The 26902-nt window shown below is 67.7% G+C and carries 26 protein-coding genes; 15 read left to right on the forward strand and 11 right to left on the reverse strand.

The annotated features are described in order from the left end of the window. Both SALMUC_RS30845 and SALMUC_RS00795 read left to right on the forward strand, forming a co-directional pair. Positions 1-1977 (forward strand): DNA translocase FtsK (locus SALMUC_RS30845; RefSeq protein ID WP_020041006.1); only part of this gene is annotated, 1977 nt, incomplete at its 5' end. A gap of 159 nt (positions 1978-2136) precedes the next feature. After that, on the forward strand, positions 2137-2718 hold the full coding sequence (locus tag SALMUC_RS00795) for a LolA family protein (protein WP_020041005.1): 582 nt from the start codon (positions 2137-2139) through the stop codon (positions 2716-2718). 39 nt (positions 2719-2757) lie between these two features. Here the strand turns inward: SALMUC_RS00795 and SALMUC_RS00800 are convergent, their stop codons facing one another. Further along, the gene (locus SALMUC_RS00800) at positions 2758-3348 is read right to left on the reverse strand and encodes a transglycosylase SLT domain-containing protein (RefSeq protein WP_020041004.1); all 591 of its coding nucleotides are present in this window, start codon (positions 3346-3348) and stop codon (positions 2758-2760) included. A gap of 244 nt (positions 3349-3592) precedes the next feature. Between SALMUC_RS00800 and hspQ the strand changes: the two genes are divergently transcribed. Further along, a complete protein-coding gene (gene hspQ / locus SALMUC_RS00805) occupies positions 3593-3919 on the forward strand; it encodes a heat shock protein HspQ (protein ID WP_020041003.1) in 327 nt (108 codons plus the stop codon). A 42-nt stretch (positions 3920-3961) separates the two neighbouring features. On the opposite strand, the gene SALMUC_RS00810 is transcribed toward hspQ, so the two are convergent. The 7 genes from SALMUC_RS00810 to gloB all read right to left on the reverse strand — a co-directional run bounded on the left by SALMUC_RS00810 (position 3962) and on the right by gloB (position 12146). Next, positions 3962-5008, reverse strand: a complete 1047-nt coding sequence (locus SALMUC_RS00810; RefSeq protein WP_020041002.1) for a threonine aldolase family protein — start codon at positions 5006-5008, stop codon at positions 3962-3964. Then, entirely contained in the window at positions 5008-5478 is a 471-nt protein-coding gene (locus tag SALMUC_RS00815; RefSeq protein WP_020041001.1) for a YcgN family cysteine cluster protein, read from the reverse strand. Before SALMUC_RS00815 ends, SALMUC_RS00810 begins: the two co-directional genes overlap by 1 nt. Beyond that, complete coding sequence (locus tag SALMUC_RS00820; RefSeq protein WP_020041000.1) at positions 5475-6407, reverse strand: bifunctional riboflavin kinase/FAD synthetase; 933 nt, start codon at positions 6405-6407, stop codon at positions 5475-5477. The genes SALMUC_RS00815 and SALMUC_RS00820 overlap by 4 nt, the downstream gene beginning before the upstream one ends. Positions 6408-6416: 9 nt before the next feature. Then, positions 6417-7889, reverse strand: a complete 1473-nt coding sequence (pdxR, locus tag SALMUC_RS00825; RefSeq protein WP_020040999.1) for a MocR-like pyridoxine biosynthesis transcription factor PdxR — start codon at positions 7887-7889, stop codon at positions 6417-6419. A gap of 53 nt (positions 7890-7942) precedes the next feature. Continuing rightward, positions 7943-8899, reverse strand: coding sequence for a M23 family metallopeptidase (locus tag SALMUC_RS00830; RefSeq protein ID WP_020040998.1), 957 nt, complete (start codon positions 8897-8899; stop codon positions 7943-7945). Further along, the gene (gene clpA, locus SALMUC_RS00835; protein ID WP_020040997.1) at positions 8899-11229 is read right to left on the reverse strand and encodes an ATP-dependent Clp protease ATP-binding subunit ClpA; all 2331 of its coding nucleotides are present in this window, start codon (positions 11227-11229) and stop codon (positions 8899-8901) included. Before clpA ends, SALMUC_RS00830 begins: the two co-directional genes overlap by 1 nt. A 155-nt stretch (positions 11230-11384) precedes the next feature. Continuing rightward, positions 11385-12146 carry a hydroxyacylglutathione hydrolase gene (gene gloB / locus SALMUC_RS00840; RefSeq protein ID WP_020040996.1) on the reverse strand — a complete coding sequence of 254 codons (762 nt, stop codon included), beginning with the start codon at positions 12144-12146 and terminating at the stop codon, positions 11385-11387. A 62-nt stretch (positions 12147-12208) separates the two neighbouring features. Here gloB and SALMUC_RS00845 point away from each other — a divergent pair, with 62 nt between their 5' ends. From SALMUC_RS00845 to SALMUC_RS00875, 7 genes are all read left to right on the forward strand, one after another. Beyond that, a complete protein-coding gene (locus tag SALMUC_RS00845) occupies positions 12209-12958 on the forward strand; it encodes a class I SAM-dependent methyltransferase (protein ID WP_020040995.1) in 750 nt (249 codons plus the stop codon). 348 nt (positions 12959-13306) lie between these two features. Continuing rightward, on the forward strand, positions 13307-13873 hold the full coding sequence (locus SALMUC_RS00850) for a F0F1 ATP synthase subunit delta (RefSeq protein ID WP_020040994.1): 567 nt from the start codon (positions 13307-13309) through the stop codon (positions 13871-13873). Continuing rightward, on the forward strand, positions 13874-15409 hold the full coding sequence (atpA, locus tag SALMUC_RS00855) for a F0F1 ATP synthase subunit alpha (protein WP_020040993.1): 1536 nt from the start codon (positions 13874-13876) through the stop codon (positions 15407-15409). A 12-nt stretch (positions 15410-15421) separates the two neighbouring features. Then, positions 15422-16306, forward strand: coding sequence for a F0F1 ATP synthase subunit gamma (locus SALMUC_RS00860; RefSeq protein ID WP_020040992.1), 885 nt, complete (start codon positions 15422-15424; stop codon positions 16304-16306). A 16-nt stretch (positions 16307-16322) separates the two neighbouring features. Next, on the forward strand, positions 16323-17747 hold the full coding sequence (atpD, locus tag SALMUC_RS00865) for a F0F1 ATP synthase subunit beta (protein ID WP_020040991.1): 1425 nt from the start codon (positions 16323-16325) through the stop codon (positions 17745-17747). A 105-nt stretch (positions 17748-17852) separates the two neighbouring features. Continuing rightward, entirely contained in the window at positions 17853-18287 is a 435-nt protein-coding gene (locus SALMUC_RS00870) for a F0F1 ATP synthase subunit epsilon (RefSeq protein ID WP_020040990.1), read from the forward strand. Positions 18288-18438: 151 nt separating this feature from the next. Then, positions 18439-18792 (forward strand): H-type lectin domain-containing protein, encoded by a 354-nt coding sequence (locus SALMUC_RS00875; protein WP_037371028.1) that lies wholly within the window; start codon positions 18439-18441, stop codon positions 18790-18792. Positions 18793-18960: 168 nt separating this feature from the next. Here SALMUC_RS00875 and groL read toward each other — a convergent pair whose 3' ends face one another. Both groL and SALMUC_RS00885 read right to left on the reverse strand, forming a co-directional pair. Further along, complete coding sequence (gene groL, locus SALMUC_RS00880; protein WP_020040988.1) at positions 18961-20610, reverse strand: chaperonin GroEL; 1650 nt, start codon at positions 20608-20610, stop codon at positions 18961-18963. Positions 20611-20667: 57 nt separating this feature from the next. Continuing rightward, positions 20668-20979, reverse strand: coding sequence for a co-chaperone GroES (locus SALMUC_RS00885; protein ID WP_020040987.1), 312 nt, complete (start codon positions 20977-20979; stop codon positions 20668-20670). A 352-nt stretch (positions 20980-21331) separates the two neighbouring features. Here SALMUC_RS00885 and SALMUC_RS00890 point away from each other — a divergent pair, with 352 nt between their 5' ends. After that, on the forward strand, positions 21332-22252 hold the full coding sequence (locus SALMUC_RS00890) for a DMT family transporter (RefSeq protein ID WP_020040986.1): 921 nt from the start codon (positions 21332-21334) through the stop codon (positions 22250-22252). Positions 22253-22325: 73 nt separating this feature from the next. On the opposite strand, the gene SALMUC_RS00895 is transcribed toward SALMUC_RS00890, so the two are convergent. Continuing rightward, entirely contained in the window at positions 22326-22988 is a 663-nt protein-coding gene (locus SALMUC_RS00895; protein ID WP_020040985.1) for a DUF2161 domain-containing phosphodiesterase, read from the reverse strand. Between the two features lie 74 nt (positions 22989-23062). Here SALMUC_RS00895 and SALMUC_RS00900 point away from each other — a divergent pair, with 74 nt between their 5' ends. The 4 genes from SALMUC_RS00900 (at position 23063) to SALMUC_RS00915 (ending at position 26811) form a co-directional block, all read left to right on the forward strand. Next, positions 23063-24052, forward strand: coding sequence for a TraB/GumN family protein (locus SALMUC_RS00900; RefSeq protein ID WP_020040984.1), 990 nt, complete (start codon positions 23063-23065; stop codon positions 24050-24052). A 94-nt stretch (positions 24053-24146) separates the two neighbouring features. Then, a complete protein-coding gene (locus tag SALMUC_RS00905) occupies positions 24147-25268 on the forward strand; it encodes a DUF8173 domain-containing protein (RefSeq protein ID WP_156883341.1) in 1122 nt (373 codons plus the stop codon). Between the two features lie 103 nt (positions 25269-25371). After that, positions 25372-26127: a meso-2,3-butanediol dehydrogenase gene (budC, locus tag SALMUC_RS00910; RefSeq protein WP_020040982.1), complete on the forward strand. Its 756-nt coding sequence runs from the start codon at positions 25372-25374 to the stop codon at positions 26125-26127. A gap of 54 nt (positions 26128-26181) precedes the next feature. Beyond that, positions 26182-26811 (forward strand): ribonuclease HII, encoded by a 630-nt coding sequence (locus SALMUC_RS00915; RefSeq protein WP_020040981.1) that lies wholly within the window; start codon positions 26182-26184, stop codon positions 26809-26811. The last annotated feature ends 91 nt before the right edge of the window (positions 26812-26902 follow it).

The following is a 26902-nucleotide window of genomic DNA, read 5'->3' on the forward strand; positions in this document are numbered from 1 at the left end:
GCCGCGCCCCAGGAGGCGCCCGCGCAGGCCTATGTGGCAGAGCCCAAGGCGCCGCGCGCACCCGTGCGCGAGCTCCGTGCGCCTGCGGCCGCGCCCGCGCAGGAGGTGCCGCCCGCGCCCATGGCCGAGGAGGACGAGCACTACACCTTCGAGGACTACCGCGACTTCGACGACTACGGCGACGCGCCGGAGCAGGATCACGCCGAGGCGTCCGGCTACGATGATTATGCCGAGGCGCCGCAGGACGACTATGCCGCCGCGCCGCAGGACGACGACGACGAGATGCCCGAGAACTACGGCCCCGCGCCGGGCGCCTTCGACGCGGCCGCACGCCCCGAGCTGCCGGTCGCACAGCCGCGCAAGGCCAAGGTCGAGCAGCCCGTGCGCAAGCCGGTGCAGCGCTCGCGCCGCGCGCAGCAGGAGGCCCAGCCGAGCCTTGGCTTCGACGACAGCGAGTCCGAGTTCGAGCTGCCGCCGCTGAACCTGCTGATGAGCCCCGATTCGATCGAGCGCCATCACCTGAGCGACGAGGCGCTGGAAGAGAACGCGCGCATGCTGGAAACCGTGCTGGACGACTACGGCGTGAAGGGCGAGATCGTCAGCGTGCGCCCCGGCCCCGTGGTCACCATGTACGAGCTTGAACCCGCGCCGGGCCTCAAGGCGAGCCGGGTGATCGGCCTTGCCGACGACATCGCGCGCTCGATGGCGGCGCTCTCGGCGCGTGTCTCGACGGTGCCGGGGCGCAGCGTGATCGGGATCGAACTGCCCAACGACAAGCGCGAGATGGTCTCGTTCCGCGAGATCCTGTCGAGCCGCGACTACGGCGACGGCAACGGCAAGCTGCCGCTGGCGCTGGGCAAGGGGATCGACGGCGATCCGATGGTCGCGAACCTGGCCAAGATGCCCCACCTGCTGATCGCGGGGACCACGGGCTCGGGCAAGTCGGTGGCGATCAACACCATGATCCTGTCGCTGCTCTACAAGCTGACCCCCGAGGACCTGCGGCTGGTGATGATCGACCCCAAGATGCTGGAACTCAGCGTCTACGACGGCATCCCGCACCTGCTCTCCCCGGTCGTGACCGACCCCAAGAAGGCCGTCGTGGCACTCAAGTGGGTCGTGGGCGAGATGGAGGACCGCTACCGCAAGATGTCCAAGATGGGCGTGCGCAACATCGACGGCTACAACGGCCGGGTGAAGGACGCGCTCGACAAGGGCGAGATGTTCTCGCGGACGGTGCAGACGGGCTTTGACGACGAGACCGGCGAGCCGGTCTTCGAAACCGAGGAATTCGAGCCCAAGAAGATGCCCTACATCGTCGTCATCGTCGACGAGATGGCCGACCTGATGATGGTCGCGGGCAAGGAGATCGAGGCCTGCATCCAGCGTCTTGCGCAGATGGCCCGTGCCTCGGGCATCCACCTGATCATGGCCACGCAGCGCCCGTCGGTCGACGTCATCACCGGCACGATCAAGGCGAACTTCCCGACCCGGATCTCCTTCCAGGTCACGTCGAAGATCGACAGCCGCACCATCCTGGGCGAGATGGGCGCCGAGCAGCTGCTGGGCATGGGCGACATGCTCTACATGGCGGGCGGCGCGCGGATCACCCGCTGCCACGGTCCCTTCGTGTCCGACGAGGAGGTCGAGGAGGTGGTGAGCCATCTCAAGGCCTTCGGCCCGCCGGACTACGTGTCCGGCGTCGTGCAGGGCCCCGAGGACGAGAAGGCCGGCGATATCGACGCGGTCCTTGGCCTCAACACCGGCGGCAACACGGGGGGCGAGGACGCGCTTTACGACCAGGCGGTGCAGATCGTCATCAAGGACCGCAAGTGCTCGACCTCCTACATCCAGCGCAAGCTGGGCATCGGCTACAACAAGGCCGCGCGCCTCGTGGAGCAGATGGAGGACGAAGGCGTCGTCTCGGCGGCGAACCACGTCGGCAAGCGCGAGATTCTCGTGCCGGAACAGGCCTGAGGCGGGGACCGGGCGCGCGGCTCTCCGCCTGCGGAGGGCCGTCGCCCGTTGATCGGGGTGCGGGGTGCGCCTAGATCCTCTTCCGACCCGGTTGCTATCGCATAACCGCCCGCGGAATGGGATGGATCCGGACGGACACCCGAGCAGGAAGGACCCCGCATGATCCGAATCCTCACCGCCGCTCTGACGGCGCTGATGCTGACAGCCCTCCCGGCCGCAGCGCAGAAGCTGTCTCTGGGCGAACTGTCGCGCTACCTGAACACGGTGCAGTCGGCGCAGAGCCCCTTCACCCAGATCAACGCCGACGGCACGATCTCGACCGGCACGATCTATCTCAAGCGGCCGGGCAAGGCCCGCTTCGAGTACAATCCCCCGGACAAGTCGCTGGTGCTGGCATGGTCGGGGGCGGTCTACGTCTTCGACAAGATGAGCAGTCAGCCCGACACCTACCCGCTGAGCCAGACGCCGCTGTCGATCATCCTGGCGCGCAACGTCGACCTGACCCGCACGGGCATGGTCACGCGCCACAGCTATGACGGCACCGCGACCATCGTCACGGCGCAGGACCCGCAACGGCCCGAGTACGGCTCGATCCAGCTGAAGTTCACCGGAAACCCGACCGAGCTGCGGCAGTGGATCATCACCGACAGCAACGGCCAGAAGACCACGGTGGTTCTGGGAGGGCTGACCAATACGAGCCTGTCGAACAGCGTGTTCAACGTGCGCAACGTCGAGCGCTGAGCCTGCGGGGCCCCGGCGGTGGCGCCGGGGCCTGTCGCGTCAGCGTGCGGCGGGACAGTTCGCCAGCTGGACCTCGTAGATCACCGCGCGCTGGCCCACCTCGTCGGCCACGCGCAGCAGCCAGGACTTGGCGTTGTAGGAGCCGCGGGCATAGCCGGTGCGCCCCTCGTGGTAGGCGAGATACTGGTTGCGCGCATCGCGCAGCGAGATCCCGAGACTGTCGCGGGTCTGCGACATGTACCAGCCCATGAAATCCGTCGCGTGCCGGATATCGTCGCGCCGGCTGCGCCAGCCGCCCGTATCCTCGACGTATTCGTCCCAGGTGCCGTCCAGTGCCTGGCTGTACCCGAAGGCCGAGCTCTGCCGGCCGTAGGGAATCACGCCCATGGCGTAGCGGAACGGTGTTCGCGCGTCCGACTTGAACTTGCTTTCCTGGTAGATGGTCGCCATCTGCACGGCAACCGGCACGCCCCATTTGCGCTCCGTGGCGCGGAACGCGCGGATGTAGCCCGGGCGCTGCCTGAGAATGGAACAGGCGTCATCCAGGTTCTTCGGTGACTCGCCGCTGCCACCACCCCCGCAGGAGGCGGCCAGCAGAACGATCACCAGCGCGCGAAGCCAACTGCTCATCTGCCCCTCGCCGGTCGTTGTTATATGGCATGATTGCCTTGGGTCGCAGTCTATCGCATTGCACCCAGCGTGGGAATCACATTTCCCCCATCAGGCGGAATCGGCGGCGCCACGCCTTCCACCGCCCGCCCACTGGTCACGGCACACTGTCGGGCTAGGGTTTACGCAGTGTTTCCGGCGATAACGGCTGCCGGAGTTGGACAAATTGCCCCCGTTGCGTCTAAAATTGGCCACAGAGGTTCTGATGCACACACACCGAGCGAAATATCACCTGGGCCAGGTCGTCCGTCATCGCAAGCATCCCTTCCGGGGTGTGGTCTTCGACGTGGACCCCGAGTTCAGCAACACCGAGGAATGGTACGAGGCGATTCCCGAGGACAGCCGTCCGGACAAGGAACAGCCGTTCTACCACCTGCTCGCCGAGAACGATCAGAGTTTCTACGTGGCCTATGTCTCGGAGCAGAACCTGATCGCCGACTACTCGGGCGAGCCGGTCGATCACCCGGACATCCCGGACCTGTTCGGTGCCTTCACCGACGGAAGCTACGAGCTGCACTTCCAGCTGAACTGATTCCCGGCGCGGCCGACGGGGCCGCGCCTCTGCTGCCGGCGCTCAGAGCGCGCCGCGCAGCGCCTCGAGGAACGCCGAGACGTCCTCGGGCGCCAGCGACCAGTCGCAGACCAGGCGGCCCGTGACCATGTCGGTGTCCGCCAGCCCCTCGGTCCCGCCCCAGAGCGCGTAGACAGCCCCCTGTGCCTGCAGGGCCTTGTGGGCGGCAAGCGGTGCCCGGAAGAAGGCGATGTTCGCCCAGGTGTCGTTGACGAGCTCGACGCCGGCGCCCTTCAGCCCCTGCACCAGCTGGTCGCAGCGGCTGTTGGCGCGCGTGGCGAGATCGCGCCAGAGGTCACCCTCGAGATAGGCCTCCATCTGCGCCGCGAGGTAGCGGTGCTTGGAGAAGAGGTGCGCGCCGCGCTTGCGGCGATGCTCGAAGTCGCGCGCCTTGTCGGGGTCGAAGACCAGCACGGCCTCGACTCCCATGAGGCCGTTCTTGGTGCCGCCGAAGACGCAGACGTCGACACCGGCCTTCCAGCTCATCTCGGCGGGCGTGGCGCCCAGCTTGACGCAGGCATTGGAAAAGCGCGCGCCGTCGAGGTGCACCGGCAGGCCGAATTCATGTGCGACGGCGGTGAGGGCGCGCAGCTCGTCCAGCGAATAGACGTTGCCGCGTTCGGTCAGCTGCGTGATCGAGACCGGCCCGCGTGCCGGCCCGTGCACGCCGCGCGTGCCCTCGCCCCGGATCGCGGTGCGCAGGGTCTCGGGCGTCATGCGGTCGTCATCGCCCACCAGCGTCAGCTTGGCGCCGCCGGTGTAGAACTCGGGCGCGTTGCACTCGTCCTCGTGGATATGCGCCACCGGGGCGCAGAAGACCGTCGCCCAGGGCGGGCAGAGGCAGGCCAGCGACAGCACGTTGGCCGCCGTCCCCGTAGGCACGAGGTAGACCGCCGCGTCCGGCGCCTCGAAGAGGTCGCGCAGGCGGTCGGCGACACCCTGCGTCACGGCGTCGGCGCCGTAGCTGGGGACATGGCCGGTGTTGGCGCGCGACAGCGCTTCGATCACCTGCGCGGGCACGGGGCCCGCGTTGTCGGACGCGAAATGCATCAGGTCGGCTCCTCGATGATGTGGTCTTCCCAGTCGTCCTCGTCGACCTCGAACTCGGGCACCGTGGCGCCCCGCACCGAGACGCCCGCCGCATGCACCGACTCGGGCGTGCCCGAGATCAGCGGGTGCCAGTCGAAGAGCGGCTTGCCCTCCCACAGCAGCCGGTAGGCGCAGGTTTCGGGCATCCAGTAGGCGTGCTGGTCGATGTTCGAGGGTTTCAGCACGATGCACTCGGGCACGAACTGGTGGCGTATCTCGTATTGCGCGCAGCGGCAGGTGCTGTCGTCGAAGAGCCGGCAGGCCACGCGGGTCAGGGCGACCTCGCCGCTTTCCTCGTCCTCGAGCTTGTTGAGGCAGCACTTGCCGCAGCCGTCGCAGAGCGCCTCCCACTCGCGGGCGCTCATCTCTCCGAGGCGCTTGCGCTCCCAGAAGCGGGGCTTGAGGCGGCTGCGGTCGATGGGATCGGTCATAGGTCGGCCAGGATCTCGCGCGCGCGGGCGCAGTCGCGGTCCATCTGGGTGATCAGCGCGTCGAGCCCGTCGAATTTCACCTCGGGGCGCAGGTAGTCGACCAGCCCGATCGAGAGCGTCGCGCCGTAGAGATCGCCGCTGAAGTCGAAGATGTATGTTTCCAGGTTGGCGGTGTTCTCGCCGAACATGGGCCGCACGCCGATGGAGGCGGCGCCGCGATACTGGCCCTTGTGCTCGCCCGTCAGGACGTCGACCAGCACCGCGTAGACGCCCATCTTCGGCGGATGGAGCCCCGCGATGGACATGTTGGTGGTGGGATAGCCCAGCTCGCGGCCGCGCTGCTCGCCGCCGACGACGGGGCCCTCGATGCGGTGCCAGTGGCCCAGCAGGGCGGCGGCGTCGCGCGGGCGGCCCTCGGTCAGGGCCTTGCGGATCGCGGTCGAGCTGACCTGTTCGCCCTCGTGCGCGAGGATCTCGGCCACGGTCACACCGAAGCCCATCTCGGCGCCGAAGTGCTGCAGATCGGTAACCGTGCCCGCGCGGCCCTTGCCGAAGCGGAAGTCGCCGCCCACGACGACGTGCGACAGGCCCAGCCCGTCGCGGATGACGCGCTCTGCGAAGTCGCGCGGTGCGAGCGCGGCGAGCGAGGCGTTGAAGTTCAGCTCGTAGAGCCGGTCGACCCCCAGCTTGGCCAGCCGCGAGGCCCGCGCCTTGGAGGACATCAGGCGGAAGGGCGGGGCATCGGGTGCGAAATACTCGCGCGGATGCGGCTCGAAGGTGAGCACGCCGAGCGGCGCGCCGCCGCCCACCGCGCGGGCCTGTTCGATGACGGCCCTGTGGCCACGGTGCACGCCGTCGAAGTTGCCGATGGCGACACTGGCGCCCCGGTCCTCGGGGTCGACGTATTGGTAATCCCGGATGATCCGCATGGTTCTGCCCTAGCCGCCGTCGGGGGCGGGCGCAAGCGCCTCTGCGATGCGTGCGATGCCGGCGTCGATGCGCTCGGAGGGGATCGAGCTGTAGCCGAGCCGGTAGTAGGCCGCGGACCGGTCCGCGCCGACGAAGAAGGGCGCCCCGGGTTCGATCAGCACGCTCTGAGCGCGCAGGGCTTCTCCCAGCCTCGCGGTGTCGGTGCCCGAGGGCGCCCGCATCCAGACCGAGGAGCCGCCATGCGCGCCCAGCCCGGCAAGGTCGAGCCCGTGGCGGGCGATGGCGTGCTCCATTTCGCTGCGGCGCGCGGTGAGCGCGCGGCCGATGCGGCGCACCAGGCTGTCGTAGTGCCCGAGGCTGAGAAAATAGGCGGCGGTGCGCTGGATGTGGCCCGGCGGATGGCGCAGCATGCTGGCGCGCAGGGCGCGGGCCTCGCGGATGAAGGGCTCGGAGCCCACGAGGTAGCCCAGCCGCAGTCCCGGGAAGAGCGACTTCGAGAAGCTGCCGACGTAGATCACCCGCCCGTCGGCATCGAGCGACTTGAGCGCCGGCACGGGCGGCTTGAGGTAGGCCATCTCGAACTCGTAGTCGTCCTCGACGATCAGCGCGTCGAGCGCGCGGGCGCGGGCCAGCAGCGCCTCGCGCCGGTCGAGCGGCATGGTCGCCGAGGTCGGGCACTGGTGGCTTGGCGTGGTGAAGATCACATCGGTGCGCTCGGGCACCCGTTCGGGCGGCAGGCCCGAGGCGTCGACCGGCATCGGGGCGAGGCGGCAGCGGGTCTGGTTCAGAAGCGCGCGCAGGGCCGGGTAGCAGGGATCCTCGATCGCGGCGCGGCGCTGCCGGGTCAGCAGCACCTGCGCCGTGAGCCAGAGCGCGTTCTGTGCGCCCATTGTGACGAGGATCTCCTCGGGGCGGGCGACGATGCCGCGGCGGGGCAGGGTCTGGCGCGCGATGAAGTCGACCAGCTCGGGGTCGTCGCGGTCGTAATGGTCCTGCGCCAGCGCGTGGAAGTCGCGCGCGCCAAGCGCCTGCATCGCGCAGAGCCGCCAGTTGGCGTGGTCGAAGAGCTGCGGGTCGGCCTGCCCGTAGATGAAGGGATAGCGGTAGTCGGCCCAGTCGGGTGGGCGGGCGATGATCGTCTCGGAGCTGCTGAAGCGGCGGCCGATGGCCTGGTCCCAGTTCACGCGTTCGTCGCGCGGGGTGGGCGAGAACTCGGGCGGTTCGGGTGCGTTCTCGGAGACGAAGTAGCCGGAGCGCCCCCTTGAGGCGAGGTAGTCGCTGGCGACGAGTTCGGTGTAGGCGAGCGTCACGGTGATGCGGCTGACGCCCAGGTGCCGGGCGAGCCCGCGGGTCGAGGGCAGGCGTTCGCCGCGCCGGAAGCGGCCCGAGAGGATGCCCTCAGCCACCATCTGCTGGATGCGCGCCTGAAGCGTGCCCTGCCCGCCGGGGCGCAGGAAGAAGGTCTCGACCGGGATCGCCATGGCGCGAGACTAGGGCGCGGGGCTGGGCAGGGGAAGGCGCCCGTGGGGGCGGCTCACCGCACCGTCACATGCGCGTTGCGATGGGCGATCACCACGCCGTCGCGGGTCACCAGTGCCTCGCCGAGGTAATCGCCGGCGGGCCATCCGCCCGATGGCGCACGGCGGCCAAAGGCGCGCATCTGGCTGACCTGGTCGGTCTCGACCTCGATCTCCTGCCGAAACATCTCCTCGCCGTCCGGGCCCTGCGCGGTGATGGTCAGCAAGTCGCCCGGCTGGGGGTAGGCCATGTGACCGTAGACCACCAGCGGCGTGCCGGGGGCCGTTTCGGTGACGCGCGCGGCGCCCGAGCGCACCTCGTCGAGCGAGGGGAGGGCGGTGGAGAAGCCGGCGGTCATCAGCCCGGTCTTGTAGTAGGTCGGGGGCTCGGCCCAGAGCGTGTCGTCAGGCGCCGGGTCGCAGGCCGAGGTATCGCCGGGCGCGAAGGGATCGACCACCTCGCCATCGCGGTAGACGGTCAGGTGGACATGCGGATGCGTGGTCTGGCCCGAAACGCCGACCTCCCCCAGCGGATCGCCGGCGGCGACTTCGTCGCCCGGCTGCACCGCGACAGAGCCGCGCTTCATGTGGCAATACATCGTCTGCCAGCCGTCGCCGTGCTCGATAAGCGCGGCGTTGCCGCAGGCGTTGTCGTCGGTGACGCCCTGCAGGGTGATGTCGTCGGCCATGCCGTCGCGCGTGCGCAGCACGCGGCCCGGCGCGGCGGCCCGCACCTCCACGCCCTCGTCCATGCGGTCGAAGGACAGCAGCGCGATGTCGGTGCCCTTGTGCCCGTCGCGCGAGTTCAGCCCGCAGGCGAAATCGCGCTGCGTGCCCGGCTCCGGGTCGCGGTCGACGTAGTCCTCGATGAAGCAGGAGACGCCCAGCTCGCAGTCGATGGGCAGGGTCAGAACGGGCGTCTCCGCCGCGAGCGGCGCGGCGGAGACGATCAGTGCAGCGATAAGCGCTCGCATCACTCGGCGGTGAGCAGCGGCGGCTTCTTCGACGACAGGCGCAGCTTGTCGGGGCCCTCGGTCTTCAGGACGAGCTGGTCGTCCTTGACCGTGACCTTGACCACGCCGCCCTTCTGGAGCTTGCCGAAGAGCAGCTCCTCGGAGAGCGGCTTCTTGATGTGCTCCTGGATGATGCGGCCCAGCGGGCGGGCGCCCATCTTGTCGTCGTAGCCCCGCTCTGCCAGCCATTCGGCCGCCGGCTTGGTCAGCTCGATGGTGACGTTCCGGTCCAGCAGCTGCGCTTCGAGCTGAAGCACGAACTTCTCGACGACCTGCAGGATCGTGGACTTGGGCAGCGGCTTGAAGCTGATGACCGCGTCCAGGCGGTTGCGGAATTCCGGCGTGAAGGTCCGCTCGATCGCGGCGGTATCCTCGCCCTCGCGGCGGTCGCGTCCGAAACCGATGGCCGCCTTGGCCTGCTCGGTCGCGCCGGCGTTCGAGGTCATGATGAGGATCACGTTGCGGAAATCCACCGTCCGGCCGTTGTGGTCGGTCAGCGTGCCGTGGTCCATCACCTGCAGCAGGATGTTGTAGACATCCGGGTGCGCTTTCTCGATCTCGTCGAGCAGGAGCACGCAGTGCGGGTGCTGGTCCACGCCGTCGGTGAGCTGACCGCCCTGATCGAAGCCGACATAGCCCGGCGGTGCGCCGATCAGGCGCGAGACGGCGTGTTTCTCCATGTATTCCGACATGTCGAAGCGCAGCAGTTCCACGCCCAGCGAGCTGGCGAGCTGGTTGGCCACCTCGGTCTTGCCGACGCCGGTGGGGCCGGCGAAGAGGTAGTTGCCGATGGGCTTCTCGGGCTCGCGCAGGCCGGCACGGGCCAGCTTGATGGCCGAGGACAGCGCCTCGATCGCGTTGTCCTGACCGAAGACCACGCGCTTGAGCGTCGCCTCGAGATCCTTGAGCACCTCGGCGTCGTCCTTCGAGACGTTCTTGGGCGGGATCCGCGCGATCTTGGCGACCACGGCCTCGATCTCCTTGGCACCGATGGACTTGCGGCGCTTGGAGGCGGCCACGAGATGCTGCGCCGCGCCGGCCTCGTCGATGACGTCGATGGCCTTGTCGGGCAGCTTGCGGTCGTTGATGTAGCGCGCGGACAGCTCCACGGCCGACTTGATCGCATCCTGGGTGTATTTCACCGAGTGGTGGTCCTCGAAGTAGGGCTTGAGGCCCTTGAGGATCTTGACGGTGTCATCCACCGAGGGTTCGGTCACGTCGATCTTCTGGAAGCGCCGCGACAGCGCGCGGTCCTTCTCGAAGTGCTGACGGAACTCCTTGTAGGTGGTGGAGCCCATGGTGCGCAGCTTGCCGCCCTGAAGCGCGGGCTTCAGCAGGTTCGATGCGTCCATCGCACCGCCCGAAGTGGCGCCAGCGCCGATCACCGTGTGAATCTCGTCGATGAAGAGCACCGCGTCGGGGTGTTCCTCGAGCTCCTGCACGACGGCCTTCAGCCGCTCCTCGAAGTCGCCGCGGTAGCGGGTGCCGGCCAGCAGCGCGCCCATGTCGAGCGAGTAGATCGTGGTATTGCGCAGCACCTCGGGGGTGTCGCCGTTGACGATCTTGCGCGCGAGACCCTCGGCGATGGCGGTCTTGCCCACGCCGGGATCGCCCACCAGGAGCGGGTTGTTCTTGCGCCGGCGGCAGAGCACCTGGATGCAGCGCTCAACCTCCTGGCCACGGCCGATCAGCGGGTCGACGTCGCCCTGGCGGGACTTGGCGTTGAGATCCACGCAGTACTTGCCGAGCGCCGACTCCTTGTTGTCGGCCTGCGGCGCCTCCTGCGAGGTCTTGGCCTCTTCCTCGGCTTCCTGGGCGCCCTGGACGGGACGCGCCTCGCCGTAGGCGGGGTTCTTGGCCACGCCGTGCGCGATGAAGTTCACCGCGTCGTAGCGGGTCATGTCCTGCTCCTGCAGGAAGTAGGCCGCGTTCGATTCGCGCTCGGCGAAGATGGCCACCAGGACGTTGGCCCCCGTCACCTCCGTCCGGCCCGAGCTTTGAACGTGGATCGCGGCGCGCTGGATGACGCGCTGGAAGGCGGCGGTGGGCACCGCCTCGGACCCCTCGATGTCTGTCACGAGGTTCGACAGGTCCTCGTCGATGAACTCGACCAGCGTGGTCCGCAGTTCTTCGGTGTCCACCGAACAGGCCTTCATGACGCGGGCGGCGTCAGGTTCGTCGACCAGCGCCAGCAGCAGATGTTCGAGGGTCGCGAACTCGTGGCTGCGCGAATTGGCCAGCGCGAGGGCCGCGTGGATTGCCTGCTCCAGGGTGTTCGAGAATGAAGGCACGGGGGTGCTCCTCTTGTCTGCGTCGGGCCTTGGTCTCCCAACTTTGCCTCTTACGGTTAAAGTTTGGTCGATCCCGACGGTGCTTCAAGTCTTTTCTGTTCCTGCGTCGCTCACAATTGCCGCGAGGGGTGCAACGTGGCGTGAAAGCGGGCGGCTCAGAACCGGTCCTTCCGGGCACGGATTTCGGCGAAAACCCGGGCCTCCGCGTCGTCCGGCATCTCGAGCCGTTCGCGGATCTCGGGACTGTCGGGGCGCAGGAAGGGGTTGGTGGCCAGTTCCTCGGACAGCGCGCAGGGTACGGTAGGTCGTCCCTCTGACCGGGCTTTGGCAATCTCGTCTATACGAGATTTAAGTGCCTCGTTGCCGGGTTCAATGGTCTCGGCGAAGCGCGCGTTCGCCTGGGTGTATTCGTGACCCGAGTAGATCATGGTCTCGGGCGGCAGTTCTGCGAGTTTCGACAGGCTCTCCCACATCATTTCGGGCGTGCCCTCGAAGACACGGCCGCAGCCGAGCGCCATGAGGCTGTCGGCGGTGAAGGCGGCCTCGCCCTCGGGCATGTAGAAGGCGACGTGCCCCATCGTGTGGCCCGGGACGGAAATCACGCGCACCTCGGTGCCCGCGACCCACGGGTCGTCGCCTTCTTCCAGCGCCTGCGTCAGCGGCGGCAGCTTGGCCTCCTCGGCGCGCGGACCCATGACCGCGCAGCCGTATTTTTCGCGCAGTTCGGCCACGCCGCCGACGTGGTCGTGGTGGTGGTGGGTGATGAGCAGCGTGTCGAGCTCCCAGCCCCGCGACTCGAGCTCGGCTAGGATAGGGCCGGCCTCGGGCGCGTCCACGAGGATGACGCCGTCGGGAGCCTTCACGAGGTAGGCATAGTTGTCGCTGAGACAGGGGACGGTCACGATCTCCAGGGGCATGGTCATTCCTTTGCGGCTTTGCCAGAGTGTCCCCAGCTTGGCGGATCGGTCGGAGCGCCGCAATGCATCTGGACGTGAACACTCTGCGTGACTTCTACTACCGCAGCGCCCTGGGGCGCGCGGCGCAGCGGGCCGTGCGCGACCAGGTGTTGCGCTTCTGGCCCGCGGGCGAGCGGCAGACCGTCGTCGGCTTCGGCTTCGCCGCGCCGCTGCTGCGCCCCTACCTAAGCACCGCGCGCCGGGTCGTGGCCCTGATGCCGGGTCCGCAGGGGGTGATGCCCTGGCCGGCCGGGCAGCCCAACGTCTCGGTCCTCTGCGAGGAGACGCTCTGGCCTCTGGACACCGGCCATGTCGACCGGCTGATCCTGATGCACGGGCTCGAGACCTCGGAACGGCCGACCGAGCTACTGGACGAATGCTACCGGGTGCTGGGGCCGGGCGGCGAGGTGCTGTTCATCGTTCCCAACCGCTCCGGGCTCTGGGCGCGCTCGGACGCCACGCCCTTCGGCTACGGGCGGCCCTATTCGATCAGCCAGCTCGACGCGCAGCTCAAGGCGCATGACTTCACCCGCATCAACTATGCCTCGGTGCTCTACCAGCCGCCCTCGACCCGGCGCTTCTGGATGAAGACGGCCCCGGGCTGGGAGCGGATGGGCCGCGCCATCCCCGCGGTCATGGCCGGGGGCGTACTGATCGTGCAGGCCTCAAAGCGCCACCCGCCGCAGCGCAAGGGGCTGGGCACCCGGGTGCGCGTGCCGAGCCCGCTCGACGTGCTCGCCCCCAAGCCCGGACAGACCGCAAAACCCGTCTGAGGCTGTGTCGCCGCAGACGTGGGGCAGTGCGGATTCGCTGTGCGTTGCGACCTTTAACGCTACCATCTTCGGTGCGGCCGAAGCGCCGCCGATTGCGGCAGAATCGCGCATTCGCCCGAAAATACCTCATGTTTCCAGAGTGCTGCCCCGAATGCCCCGCCAGCTTTCGTGCAAGTCATTGGAATTCCGGGGTTCGCGCGTTTGTTAAAACGCCGTTAGCATGTTGCGAGGTCTGGGAGGCTCTGCTACATCCGCGCTGATTTTGACGCTCTGGGAGCCTCAGGGCAGGGACAACGCCTCCGGACGCCGGGACGACCCCGCGTGTCACGGGGGCATCATATCGGAAGGGTGGACGTGTCTGAATCAGCTTCGATCTCCAGCGGCATCGCGGCACGCTATGCCACGGCGATCTTCGAGATCGCCAAAGAGGAACAACAGCTCGACCAGCTGGAAGCCAACCTTGACGATCTGGCGCAGGCGCTGGAGGACAGTGCGGATCTGCGCGACCTGATCTCCTCGCCCGTCTATTCGCGCCAGGCGCAACAGGATGCGATCACCGTGATCGCCGACAAGATGGGCCTGATCCCGGTGGTCAAGAACTCGCTGGGCCTGATGGCACAGAAGCGGCGCCTCTTCGTGGTGCCTCAGCTGGTCACCCAGCTGCGCGAGATGATCGCGCGCCACAAGGGCGAAGTCACCGCCGAGGTGGTCTCGGCCACCGCGCTGACCGACGCCCAGGCCGCAAAGCTCGCCGAGACGCTGAAAGCCAGTGTCGGGCGCGAGATCAAGATCAACACGACCGTGGATGAAAGCCTCATTGGCGGTCTCGTAGTCAAGGTGGGCTCGAAGATGATCGACACCTCGATCGCCTCCAAGCTCGATTCCCTCCAGAATGCCATGAAAGAGGTCGGATAAATGGGTATCCAAGCAGCCGAGATTTCTGCGATCCTGAAGGAGCAGATCAAGAACTTCGGTCAGGAGGCCGAGGTTGCAGAAGTGGGCCGCGTGCTCTCCGTCGGTGACGGCATCGCCCGTGTTCACGGCCTCGACGCGGTGAAGGCCGGCGAGATGGTCGAGTTCCCCGGCGGCATCATGGGCATGGCGCTGAACCTGGAAAGCGACAACGTCGGCGTCGTGATCTTCGGGTCGGACCGCGACATCAAGGAAGGTGACGTCGTCAAGCGCACCAACTCGATCGTGGACGTGCCCGCCGGCGAGCAGATGCTCGGCCGCGTGGTCGACGGCCTCGGCAACCCGCTGGATGGCAAGGGCGCCATCGACGCCTCCGAGCGCCGCGTCGCCGACGTGAAGGCGCCGGGCATCATCCCGCGTAAATCGGTGCACGAGCCCATGGCGACCGGCCTCAAGGCCATCGACGCCATGATCCCGATCGGCCGTGGCCAGCGCGAGCTGATCATTGGCGACCGTCAGACCGGCAAGACCGCCATCGCGCTCGACACGATCCTGAACCAGAAGTCGTACAACGACGCGGCCAAGGACGACAGCGACAAGCTGTACTGCGTCTACGTCGCCGTCGGCCAGAAGCGCTCGACCGTGGCGCAACTGGTGAAGCGTCTCGAGGAAACCGGCGCCATCGACTACTCGATCGTCGTCGCCGCGACCGCGTCGGACCCCGCGCCGATGCAGTACCTCGCGCCCTACACCGCGACCGCGATCGCCGAGCACTTCCGCGACAACGGCAAGCACGCGCTCATCATCTACGATGACCTGTCCAAGCAGGCCGTTTCCTACCGCCAGATGTCGCTGCTGCTGCGCCGCCCGCCGGGCCGCGAAGCCTACCCGGGCGACGTCTTCTACCTGCACTCGCGCCTGCTGGAGCGTTCGGCGAAGCTGAACGAGGACCACGGCTCGGGCTCGCTGACGGCGCTGCCGATCATCGAAACGCAGGGCGGCGACGTGTCGGCCTTCATCCCGACCAACGTGATCTCGATCACCGACGGCCAGATCTTCCTCGAGACGGAACTCTTCTTCCAGGGCATCCGTCCGGCCGTGAACACCGGTCTGTCGGTGTCGCGCGTGGGCTCCTCGGCCCAGACCAACGCGATGAAGTCGGTTGCCGGCCCGGTGAAGCTCTCGCTCGCCCAGTACCGCGAGATGGCCGCCTTCGCGCAGTTCGGTTCCGACCTCGACGCCGCGACCCAGCGTCTGCTGAACCGCGGTGCGCGCCTGACCGAGCTCATGAAGCAGCCGCAGTATTCGCCGCTGACCAACGCCGAGATCGTCTGCGTGATCTACGCCGGCACCAACGGCTACCTCGACGACATCGACGTGGGCCAGGTCGGCCGCTTCGAGCAGGGTCTGCTCAAGCACCTGCGCGGCAAGCGCAAGGACCTGCTCGACTGGATCGAGTCCGAGGACCCCAAGGTCAAGGGCGATGCGGAAGGCAAGATCAAGGCTGCGATCGACGAATTTGCCGCCGACTTCGCATAAGGAGACGAGGCTGTGCCAAATCTCAAGGACCTGAAGAACCGGATCTCGTCGGTCAAGTCGACCCGCAAGATCACCAAGGCCATGCAGATGGTGGCCGCCGCGAAACTGCGGCGGGCACAGGACGCGGCCGAGATGTCGCGGCCCTATACCGAGCGGTTCAACGCCGTGATGGGCGCGCTGGCGGCTTCGGTCGCCGGCAGCCCCACGGCGCCGCGCCTGCTTACGGGCACGGGCTCGGACAAGGTGCATCTGCTGATTGTCATGACCGCCGAGCGCGGCCTTTGCGGTGGCTTCAACAGCTCCATCGTCAAGAAGGCGCGCGGTGACATCGAACGCCTTCGGGCCGAGGGCAAGGACGTCAAGATCCTGACCGTCGGCAAGAAGGGCCGCGAGCAGCTCAAGCGGGACCACGGCGATCTCTTCGTCGGTCACGTCGACCTGAGCGACGTCAAGAAGATCGGCTACGCGGACGCGCAGAACATCGCCAAGGACGTTCTCGGCCGCTTCGACGCGGACGAATTCGACGTGGCGACGATCTACTACAGCGTCTTCCAGTCGGTGATCTCGCAGACGCCCACGGCTCAGCAGATCATTCCGGCCAGCTACGATGCGCCGGAAGAGGGCGAGGACGCGGGCGCCGCGACGGACTACGACTACGAGCCCGACGAGGAGCGCATCCTGGCCGACCTGCTGCCGCGAGGCGTGGCGACGCAGATCTTCGCGGCACTGCTCGAGAATGCCGCCTCGGAACAGGGCGCACGGATGAGCGCCATGGACAACGCGACCCGCAACGCGGGCGAGATGATCGACAAGCTGACCATCGAGTACAACCGCTCGCGTCAGGCGGTCATCACCAACGAACTGATCGAAATCATCTCGGGCGCCGAGGCGCTCTAAGAACCGGAGACGATAAATGGCAAACGCAAAAGGCAAAGTGACCCAGGTCATCGGCGCCGTGGTCGACGTTCAGTTCGACGACCACCTGCCCGAGATCCTGAACGCCCTGACCACCGACAACGGTGGCAAGACCCTGGTTCTGGAAGTCGCGCAGCACCTCGGCGAGTCGACCGTGCGCACCATCGCCATGGACTCGACCGAGGGCCTCGTCCGCGGTCAGGACGTGACCGACACCGACGGTCCGATCACCGTGCCCGTGGGCACCGCCACGCTGGGCCGCATCCTGAACGTCGTGGGTGAGCCCGTCGACGAGAAGGGCCCGGTCGTGGCCGAGGAGCACCGCCCGATCCACGCGCCGGCACCCGATTTCGCCGACCAGGCGACCGAGGCCGAGATCCTCGTGACCGGCATCAAGGTGATCGACCTGCTCGCACCCTACTCCAAGGGCGGCAAGATCGGCCTCTTCGGCGGCGCCGGTGTGGGCAAGACGGTTCTCATCCAGGAGCTCATCAACAACATCGCGAAGGTGCACTCGGGTCTGTCCGTGTTCGCCGGCGTGGGTGAGCGGACCCGCGAGGGCAACGACCTCTACCACGAGATGATCGAATCCGGCGTTCTGACGCCCGACAACCTGCCAGATTCCAAGATCGCGCTGGTCTACGGCCAGATGAACGAGCCGCCGGGCGCCCGTGCCCGCATCGCGCTGACCGGCCTGACGCTGGCCGAGCAGTTCCGCGACGCGACCGGCACCGACGTTCTGTTCTTCGTCGACAACATCTTCCGCTTCACGCAGGCGGGTTCCGAGATGTCGGCGCTTCTGGGCCGCATTCCCTCGGCCGTGGGCTACCAGCCGACGCTGGCCACGGACATGGGCGCGATGCAGGAACGCATCACCTCGACCAAGAACGGCTCGATCACCTCGATCCAGGCCGTCTACGTTCCCGCGGACGACCTGACCGACCCGGCGCCGGCCACGACCTTTGCGCACCTCGACGCGACGACGGTTCTCAACCGCGCCATCTCCGAGCTCGGCATCTACCCCGCCGTGGACCCGCTCGACTCGACCTCGCGCCTGATGGACCCGCAGGTCATCGGCGAAGAGCACTACCAGGTCGCGCGTGACGTGCAGGGTATCCTCCAGCGCTACAAGTCGCTGCAGGACATCATCGCCATTCTCGGCATGGACGAGCTCTCGGAAGAGGACAAGCTGACCGTGGCCCGCGCCCGGAAGATCCAGCGATTCCTCTCGCAGCCCTTCGACGTTGCGAAGGTCTTCACCGGCTCGGACGGTGTCCAGGTGCCGCTCGAGGACACGATCAAGTCGTTCAAGGCCGTGGTCGCCGGCGAGTACGACCACCTGCCCGAAGGCGCCTTCTACATGGTCGGCGGCATCGACGACGTGATCGCCAAGGCCGAGAAGATGGCCTCGGAGGCCGCATAAGCCATGCCTGCGGGCCCCGGCCATGCGCCGGGGCCGCCACGCGGACAGGCAGAGGCTCCGGATCGCGGTCCGGGGCTGGGTGCAAGACAGGAAAAGAGGCCCTGAATGGCTGATACGATGCAATTCGATCTGGTGAGCCCCGAGCGGCGCCTGCTGTCGGCCGGGGTCACGTCGGTCGCGATTCCCGGCATGGACGGCGACATGACGGTGGGACCGGGCCACGCGCCCGTCATCACCACGCTGCGCCCGGGCATCCTGCGGGCCGAGACCGAGAAGGGCTCGGAAGAGTTCGTGGTCACCGGCGGTTTCGCCGAGATCGGCGCGGGCGTGACCGTGCTGGCCGAGAAGGCCGTGCCGCACGCCGACATGGACCAGGCCACCTACGAGGCGCTGGTCGAGGAGGCCGAGCGCGCCTACCACGAGGTCAAGCAAGCGACCGAGAACGAGCCGGGCCCGGTCGACGAAGCGGCGAAGCTGCTGCAGGACATGGTCGCCGTGGGCGGTCACATCGGACTGGACCCCAAGCAGCCGAACTTCTGAGGCTGTTCCACGGGATCAGACGAGATGACAGGGCTCCGCGATGCGGGGCCCTTTTTTCGTACGTGCGCCCCATATGATTGGCGCAAGACAGCCGTTTCAATTCCCGGCCGCCTGCGGAAAGATGGCGACGAACGGCAAGCGAGGCGAGGTCATGCGCAAACTTCGGGCGTCCCGCGTGGGCGTGGACCAGGGCAACGTCGAGGTCTTTTCCGACTTCGCCAGCGGCGGTGACATGTGGACGGGCTCCGGCTCCCGCGAGCGTCGCAAGGCGGTGAGCTTTTCCGAGCCCTTCAGCACCGTCCCCACGGTTCACGTGACGCTTTCGCTCTGGGACATCGACCAGGGCGCCAACGTGCGGGCGGACCTGCAGGCTGACAACGTGACCGCCAGGGGGTTCGAGCTGGTCTTCCGCACCTGGGCCGACACGCGTGTCGCAAGGGTGCGCATGTCTTGGATGGCCATCGGCGAGGTGAAGGGCGAGGACGACTGGGAGGTCTTTTCCTGAGGCTCCCGTCGCAGCACATGGCCCGCAGCAAAAAGGCGCCCCGAGGGGCGCCTTTTCGTGCCGGTTTCCGGCATCGTTCTTGAAGCGGGGGGCTTGCGTGACCGGCGCCGGGGGCGCCGATGCACGCTTGCACTCCGGCATGGTTCCCCGCGAGGGGAGCCAGCCGTCTTACATCATGCCGCCCATGCCGCCCATGTCGGGCATGCCACCGCCGGCAGCTGCGCCGCCACCGTCTTTCTGCGGCAGGTCTGCGACCATGGCTTCCGTGGTGATCAGCAGGCCGGCAACCGAAGCTGCGTCCTCGAGCGCGGTGCGGACCACTTTGGCCGGGTCGATCACGCCGAAGCTGAACATGTCGCCATATTCGTCGGTCTGAGCGTTGTAGCCGAACTTGAGGTCTTCGCTCTCGCGGATCTTGCCAGCAACGACGGAACCGTCGACGCCGGCGTTCTCGGCGATCTGGCGCAGCGGCGATTCAAGCGCCTTGCGCACGATGGCGATGCCGGCGTTCTGGTCGCTGTTGGCACCGGTGACGCCTTCGAGCGCCTTGGCACCCTGAACCAGCGCGACGCCGCCGCCGACCACGATGCCTTCCTGCACGGCCGCGCGGGTCGCGTTCAGGGCGTCATCGACGCGGTCCTTGCGCTCTTTCACTTCCACTTCGGTCATGCCACCGACGCGGATCACGGCAACACCGCCTGCCAGCTTGGCAACGCGCTCTTGCAGCTTCTCACGGTCGTAGTCCGAGGTGGTTTCCTCGATCTGGCCGCGGATCTGGTTGACGCGCGCTTCGATCTCTTCCTTCTCGCCGGCACCGTCGACGATGGTGGTCTCGTCCTTGGTGATGGTGACGGTCTTGGCGGTGCCGAGCATGTCCATGGTGACATTCTCGAGCTTCATGCCGAGGTCTTCCGAGATCACCTGGCCGCCGGTCAGGATCGCGATGTCCTGCAGCATGGCCTTGCGGCGGTCGCCGAAGCCCGGTGCCTTGACGGCTGCGATCTTGAGGCCGCCGCGCAGCTTGTTGACCACGAGGGTCGCCAGCGCTTCGCCTTCGACGTCTTCAGCGATGATCAGCAGCGGCTTCTGCGACTGGATCACCTGCTCGAGCAGCGGGACGAGCGGCTGCAGCGACGAGAGCTTCTTCTCGTGCAGCAGGATCATGCAGTCGTCGAGCTCTGCAACCATCTTCTCGGCGTTGGTCACGAAGTAGGGCGACAGGTAGCCGCGGTCGAACTGCATGCCTTCGACGACGTCGGTCTCGGTCTCGAGGCCCTTGTTCTCCTCGACGGTGATGACACCCTCGTTGCCGACCTTCTGCATCGCGTCGGCGATCATGTCGCCGATTTCCTTCTCGCCGTTCGCCGAGACGGTGCCGACCTGCGCCACTTCGGCGGAGTCGTTGACCGGGCGTGCAGCGTTCTTGATCGCGTCGACGACCTTGGCGGTTGCCAGGTCGATGCCGCGCTTCAGGTCCATCGGGTTCATGCCGGCGGAGACGGCCTTGACGCCTTCCTTGACGATCGACTGGGCCAGCACGGTCGCGGTGGTGGTGCCGTCACCGGCTTCGTCGTTGGTGCGGGAAGCGACTTCCTTCACCATCTGGGCGCCCATGTTCTCGAACTTGTCTTCCAGTTCGATTTCCTTGGCGACCGAGACACCGTCCTTGGTGATGCGGGGAGCGCCGAACGACTTGTCGAGCACCACGTTGCGGCCCTTGGGACCCAGCGTGACCTTCACGGCGTCGGCGAGGATGTTCACGCCGCGGACCATGCGGTTGCGGGCGTCGGTATCGAACTTCACGTCTTTTGCAGACATCTAGAGTTCTCCTGATTCTTCTGGTTGTTCAGAGGTGTCGGACAGACGGGACCGCGCTCAGGCGGCCTGGGCCTCTGCGGCGTCCGCGATGATGCCGAGAATGTCGGATTCCTTCATGATCAGCAGCTCTTCGCCGTCGATGCTGACCTCGGTGCCCGACCACTTGCCGAAGAGGACGCGATCGCCTGCCTTGACGGCCATGTCGATCAGCTCGCCCGACTCCTTGCGTGTGCCTTCGCCACATGCGACCACAACGCCCTCTGCGGGCTTTTCCTTGGCGCTGTCGGGGATGATCAGACCGCCCTTGGTCTTATCTTCGCTCTCAACGCGGCGGACCAGCACGCGGTCGTGAAGCGGTTTGAATGCCATCTTCGAGTCTCCTAGCTCAAAGGTTGTCCCTACCGGCCCCGAACGGGACCGTTAGCACTCGGGGTAGGTGAGTGCCAACGGCGCTTAGCTAAGGACGGCAGCGAGTCGTGTCAACGGTTCGGGAGCGGAATTTTTGCGCGCCGCGAGCAGGCTTGCCGCTCGATTGGCAGCGCTGCCAAAGCGGCAGGCGGGCCGGGCGGAATACCGGCGTGCACTCCCCCGGGAAATCTGGTCTGGTAACGATACCACGCCCGCGAACGCCGGGCCTTCCGGAAAGAATACTTTCATGCCCCTAAATTCCGCGACGCCGATTTCGTCGCCTCCGCCCGGCGGTCCGCCCAGGGTCGACAACATGCGCGGCATCCTGTTCATGGCGCTGGGGTTCTTCGCCTTCGGTGCCACCGACATGCTGGCCAAGGTGCTGACCTCCGAGCTTCATCCCTTTCAGATCGTCTGGTTCCGCCAGCTCGGTCTCTTCGTCGGGGTGATGCTGATGCTGGGCTTCCGCGGTGGACACATCCTTCGGACGCCGCACCCGGTGCTGCAGATCGCACGCGGGGCGACGGCGGTGGCCTCGGCCACCTGCTTCATCCTGGCGGTGCGCTACGTGCCACTCGCCGATGCGACGGCGGTGAGCTTCATCGCGCCGTTCGCGGTCACCATCCTCGGCGCACTGGTGCTGCGCGAGCCGGTCGGCATCCGGCGCTGGCTCGCGGTCGCGGCGGGCTTCGTCGGGATGCTCATCGTCATCCGCCCGGGCTTTGGCGTCTTCCACCCGGCGATCGGCTTCGTGGTCGTGGCGGCCTTTCTCTTCGCGATCCGGCAGACGCTGTCACGGATGGTCAGCGGCGACGATTCCATCGCCACGACCGTCAGCTATACCTCGCTCACCTCGACCCTGCTGATAAGCCTGCCGCTGCCCTTCGTCTGGATCACGCCGGACAATGCCACCGTCGTGCTCCTGGCGCTGGCGATGGGGGGCTGTGCGGCGCTTGGCGAGTCGCTCATCATCCGTGCGCTGGACATCGCCCAGGCGGTCGTCGTCGCGCCGATCCACTACTCGCTGATCCTCTGGAGCACCTTCTACGGCTGGCTGATCTTCTCGGACATTCCGGACCTCTGGACCGGGGTGGGCTGCGTCATCATCGTCGCGTCGGGGCTCTACACGCTGAACCGCGAGCGGGTGGCGGCGAAACGGCAGAACCGCGAGAACAGGGCACGCGCCGAGGCGGCCAACGAGGCCGAAGCGGCGGCGTCCTCCGAGGAGATCTGAGCGGCGGGATGCCACCGGGGCCCCGCCCGTTCGTCGCTGGAATCGCTCCACTGGAGCGATTTCAGGGCTCTCCTCATTCCCAGCTGTACGCCCAGTGGGTGAGACCTGTGCGGCCGGCCTCGGTCAGGGTGTAGACGCCGGTCTCGACGCGGGCGAACCAGCCGTAGTGGTTGTCGCGCATGATCCGCGTGGCGGCGGCAACGCCCGTCGCCGTGGCCACGTCCCGGCCGCGACTGCGCCCGTGCTCCGCGAGGTGCGCGGCGCAGCGCAGCGCGTCCTGCCGGTAGCCCGTAACGATGCCGTGCCGCGTGGCGCCGCCCGCGTTCGGGTCGCCCGAGATCCGTTGGAACTCGCGCAGCAGGCGCGCCTGACCGCGCTTGTTGCGGCGCGGGGCATAGGGGCCGGGGTCGCAGAGCACCTCGGCCCGCGTATCCTTGACCACGATGAAGCCCAGCCCCAGCCGGCGACAGAGCGAGAGGTTGTCGCGCAGCGTCCGCCGTGCCGTGCGCCCGCCGGGGCGGGGCACGGCGATGTAGACGTTTTCGCTGAGGCTCAGCCGTGCCACGGCCTGGTGAAAGAGCGCGAGCGATATCCGCAGCTTGAGTTCGACGATCACGGGGGGCTCCTCGCCACGCACCGCCACGAGGTCCGCTGCACCGACCTCGCCCTTGACCTCGTACCCCTGCGCCACCAGCAACGCCTTGACCGGTCTGTACAGTTCGCTTTCCCGCTCCATGCGCGCGATCCTTGCCCGGTGACTTGCCGCTGTCCATCCCCTGCCATAGCGTGCCGAAATCGCCGGAGGATCCCATGCGCCACCTTGTCCTGACATTCCTGCTTCTGTTCGTGCCTGGGGCGCTCGCCGCGCAATGCGCGGGCGAGGATCTGCGCGCCACGCTGACCGGCGCGGAACGCGATGCGCTGCAGGCGCAGCTGGCGGATATGCCCCATGCCGAGGGCAACCACTGGACGGCCGAGCGCGATGGCGAGGTGATCCATCTGGTTGGCACGCTGCACATCGACGATCCGCGGCTCGAAGCCGTGACGGGGCGGCTCGCGCCCGTGGTGGCCGACGCCGGACGCCTGCTGCTGGAAATGACCGCGGCCGAGCTCGGAGAGCTGCAGGACGCGATGGCGACGACGCCCGACATCATGCTGCTGAGCGACACGACCCTGCCCGAGCTCATGGACGAGGCGCAGTGGCAGGAGCTGTCCGAAGCGGTGCGCAGCTACGGGATCCCGCCCTTCATGGCGGCAAAGTTCCGGCCCTGGTACCTGATGATGCTGCTCTCCACGCCGCCCTGCGCGATGGAGGATCTCGCGTCGCTGAACGGGCTGGACGCGCGGCTGCAGGTCATCGCCAGGGAGAACGACGTGCCGATGCAGGCGCTTGAACCCTGGGACACCGCCTTTCGGGCTCTGAACGGCGCCTCGATCGAGGACCAGCTCGCGGCGCTGGACCTGACGCTCGCCACGCTGGACATGGCCGAGGACATGCTCGCCACCACGCGGGAGGCCTATTTCGATGAGGAACACGGCGCGGTCTGGTCCCTGTCCGGCGTGCTCGCGGCGCGCGCCGGGGAGGCGGCGTCGGCGGATGTGGATGCGATGATGGCCGGCACCGCCGAGGCGCTGCTGTCCACGCGCAACCGCGCCTGGCTGCCGGTGATCCTCGAGGCGGTGGAAGAGGTCGAGGGGCCGGTCGTGGCCGCCTTCGGGGCGGGGCACCTCTCGGGCGAGGCCGGCGTGCTGCGGCTGCTCGAGGAGGAGGGCTTCACCCTCACGCGGCAGCCCTTCTGAGGCCGGTTCCGGCGCCGCCTTGATCCCGCGCAACGCGCCCGTTACGCGATGGCGGTAAGCTTGCCCCGAAGTGCAATCGCGGGAGGGCTGACCGATGCACAGATGTCTATCCGCCTTGATCCTCGCGCTCGCGGCCAGCGGTGCCGCGGCGCAGGATGAGAACGCGCTCTTCGACCTTGGCGGCGACCGCTTCATGGCCGGTCAGAGCGTGTCCATGCAGCAGGAGGGCCGCGACGACGTCTTCCTTGCCGGCGAGCGAGTCTCGCTCTCCGCCGACATCGCGGGCACGGCGCACATGGCCGGGCGCTGGCTGACCGTGACAGGCGCCGTGGGCGAGGGGCTCTATGCCGCGGGGCAGGAGATCACCGTCGAGGCGCCCGTGGGGGGCGACGCGACGCTCGCCGGGCAGCGGGTCGACGTGACGGCGCCGGTCGCGGGCGACCTGCGGATCTTCGGCTCGGAAATCGGCATCGCCGCACCGGTCGAGGGCACCCTGCTGGCGGCGGGCGAGTTCGTCGAGATCGACGGCGCGGTCGCCGGCGACGCCTCCATGGCGGCGCGGACGCTCGAGTTCGGGCCCGAAGCCGCCATCGCGGGCACCCTGACGCTTTACGAGGACGATCCGGGCACGCTGGAGGTGCCGGAGGGCGTGATCCCCGAGGCGCGCATCGAGCGCCGCGAGATCGAGGAATGGGAGCACGACTACGGCGACTACGCCCCCGACATGGGCGGCGGGGCGGCCGTCGTCGGCTTTGTGCTGAGCGTTCTGCTGGTCGCCGTGCTGGCCGCCTGCGCGGCGGTCTTCATGCCCGGAACCATGGCGGCGATGCGGGCCCGCGTGCTTGAACAGCCGTTGCGCACGATCGTGACGGGCTTCGTCACCCAGTCGGCGCTGATCGGGGCGGCTATCCTGCTGGGGATGACGTTGATCGGGCTGCTTCTGACCCCGGCGGCGATCTTCCTGGCGATCATTGCGGGGCTCGCGGGCTACATCGCCGGGGCCTATGCGCTGGGTGTGGGCGTCCTGAGCGCCTTCGGTCGCGACGTGCCCGACAGCACCGGGGACCGCGCGCTCGCGGCCATCACGGGCGCACTGGTGGCCGCCGTCGTGGCCCTGATCCCGCTGCTGGGGTGGATCGCCGTAATGGTGCTGACGCTGGCAGGCATCGGCGCGGTGACCATCGGGCTCTTCCGGCCGCGGCTCTTCGCGGACTGAGGCAAAGCGGGGCCATGCGCCCTCTGCATGGCCCCGTTTCACCCGGAACGGGCGCGGCCGCGCGGTGGTTTTCCCTCCATTGTCACGTGAAAATGGAGAGATCATGGCCCGCTTCGATGGAAAGACCGTCATCGTCACCGGCGCGAGTTCCGGGATCGGCGCCGCCACGGCCCGCGTCTTCGGCGCGCAGGGCGCGACAGTCGTGCTGGCCGCGCGGTCCGAGGACAAGCTGAACGCCGTCGCCGCCGACATCCCCGGCGCCATTGTCGTCGCGGCCGACGTCGGCACCGACGAGGGCGTTGCGCGCGTGGCCGAGGCGGCGCGCGGCACCGGGCGCATCGACGTGCTGGTGAACAACGCCGGCGTCGCCCACGCAGGGCGCATCGACGCGCTCTCGCCCGACGACTGGGATCACACGATGGAGGTCAACCTGAGCGGCCTCTACCGCATGACGCGCGCCGTCTGGAACGACCTCGTTTCCGCGACCGGGAACGTGGTCAACACCTCGTCGGTCTCGGGCCTTGGCGGTGACTGGGGCATGTTCGCCTACAACGCCTCCAAGGGCGGGGTCTCGAACCTGACCCGGGCGCTGGCACTGGACGCGGCGCAGACCGGCGTTCGCGTCAATGCCGTGGCGCCCAGCATGACCCGCACCGACATGGCCTCGGGGATCGAGGACAATGCGGCGCTCTACGACAAGTTCATGGAGCGCATCCCGCTGGGGCGCCCGGGCGAGCCCGAGGACGTGGCGGACGTGATCGCTTTCCTTGCCTCGGACGAGGCGCGCTTCGTCAACGGCGTGGTGATGCCGGTCGACGGCGGGCTCTCCGCCTCGAACGGGCAGCCGCCGCTGGGCTGAGGTGCGGCGCGGGCGGCGCTTGCATTGCGTCGCCCGCTGCGCTTTCTACGCGCCATGGACTGGCCCGACGACTCGTATGAATCCGCGCTCTGGGCGCAGGGCAGGCGCATCGCCGGGGTCGACGAGGTCGGGCGAGGTCCGCTGGCCGGGCCGGTGGTCGCGGCCGCCGTCATCCTCGATCCTGCTTGCGTGCCGCCCCGCCTGAACGACTCCAAGCGGCTGCAGTCGAAACGCCGGGCGCGTCTGTCGGCCTGGCTGCGCGAATGTGCCTGGGTCGGCATCGGCATGGCCTCGGTCGAGGAAATCGACCGGATCAACATCCTGCAGGCCAGCCTGCTGGCCATGCGCCGCGCCGTGGCCGAACTGCCGCTCGCGCCCGATCACGCGCTTGTCGATGGCCGCTTCCTGCCCGAGGGGCTGCCCTGCGATGCGACCCCCGTCATCGGCGGCGACGGCCGCTCGGTGAGCATCGCCGCGGCCTCGATCGTCGCCAAAACCTGGCGGGATCGCATCATGCGGGACTTGGCGCAACACCATCCCGGCTACGGCTGGGAAACGAACGTGGGCTACGGATCGAAAAGCCACATGTTGGCACTTCAAAATCTCGGTGTGACCCCACACCATAGGCGATCCTTCAAGCCAGTGCACAATATCTTGTGGCAAGCCAAATCCACAAGTGGTTGATTCAAAAAAGAAATTGACGCCGAATCGCGTTTGACTCACATTCTTTGCCAACCACAGAGCGCATCAACGCGCCGCGGATCAGAGGCAGAGA

The sequence above is a fragment of the Salipiger mucosus DSM 16094 genome (genome assembly GCF_000442255.1).
Taxonomy (GTDB): Bacteria; Pseudomonadota; Alphaproteobacteria; order Rhodobacterales; family Rhodobacteraceae; genus Salipiger; species Salipiger mucosus.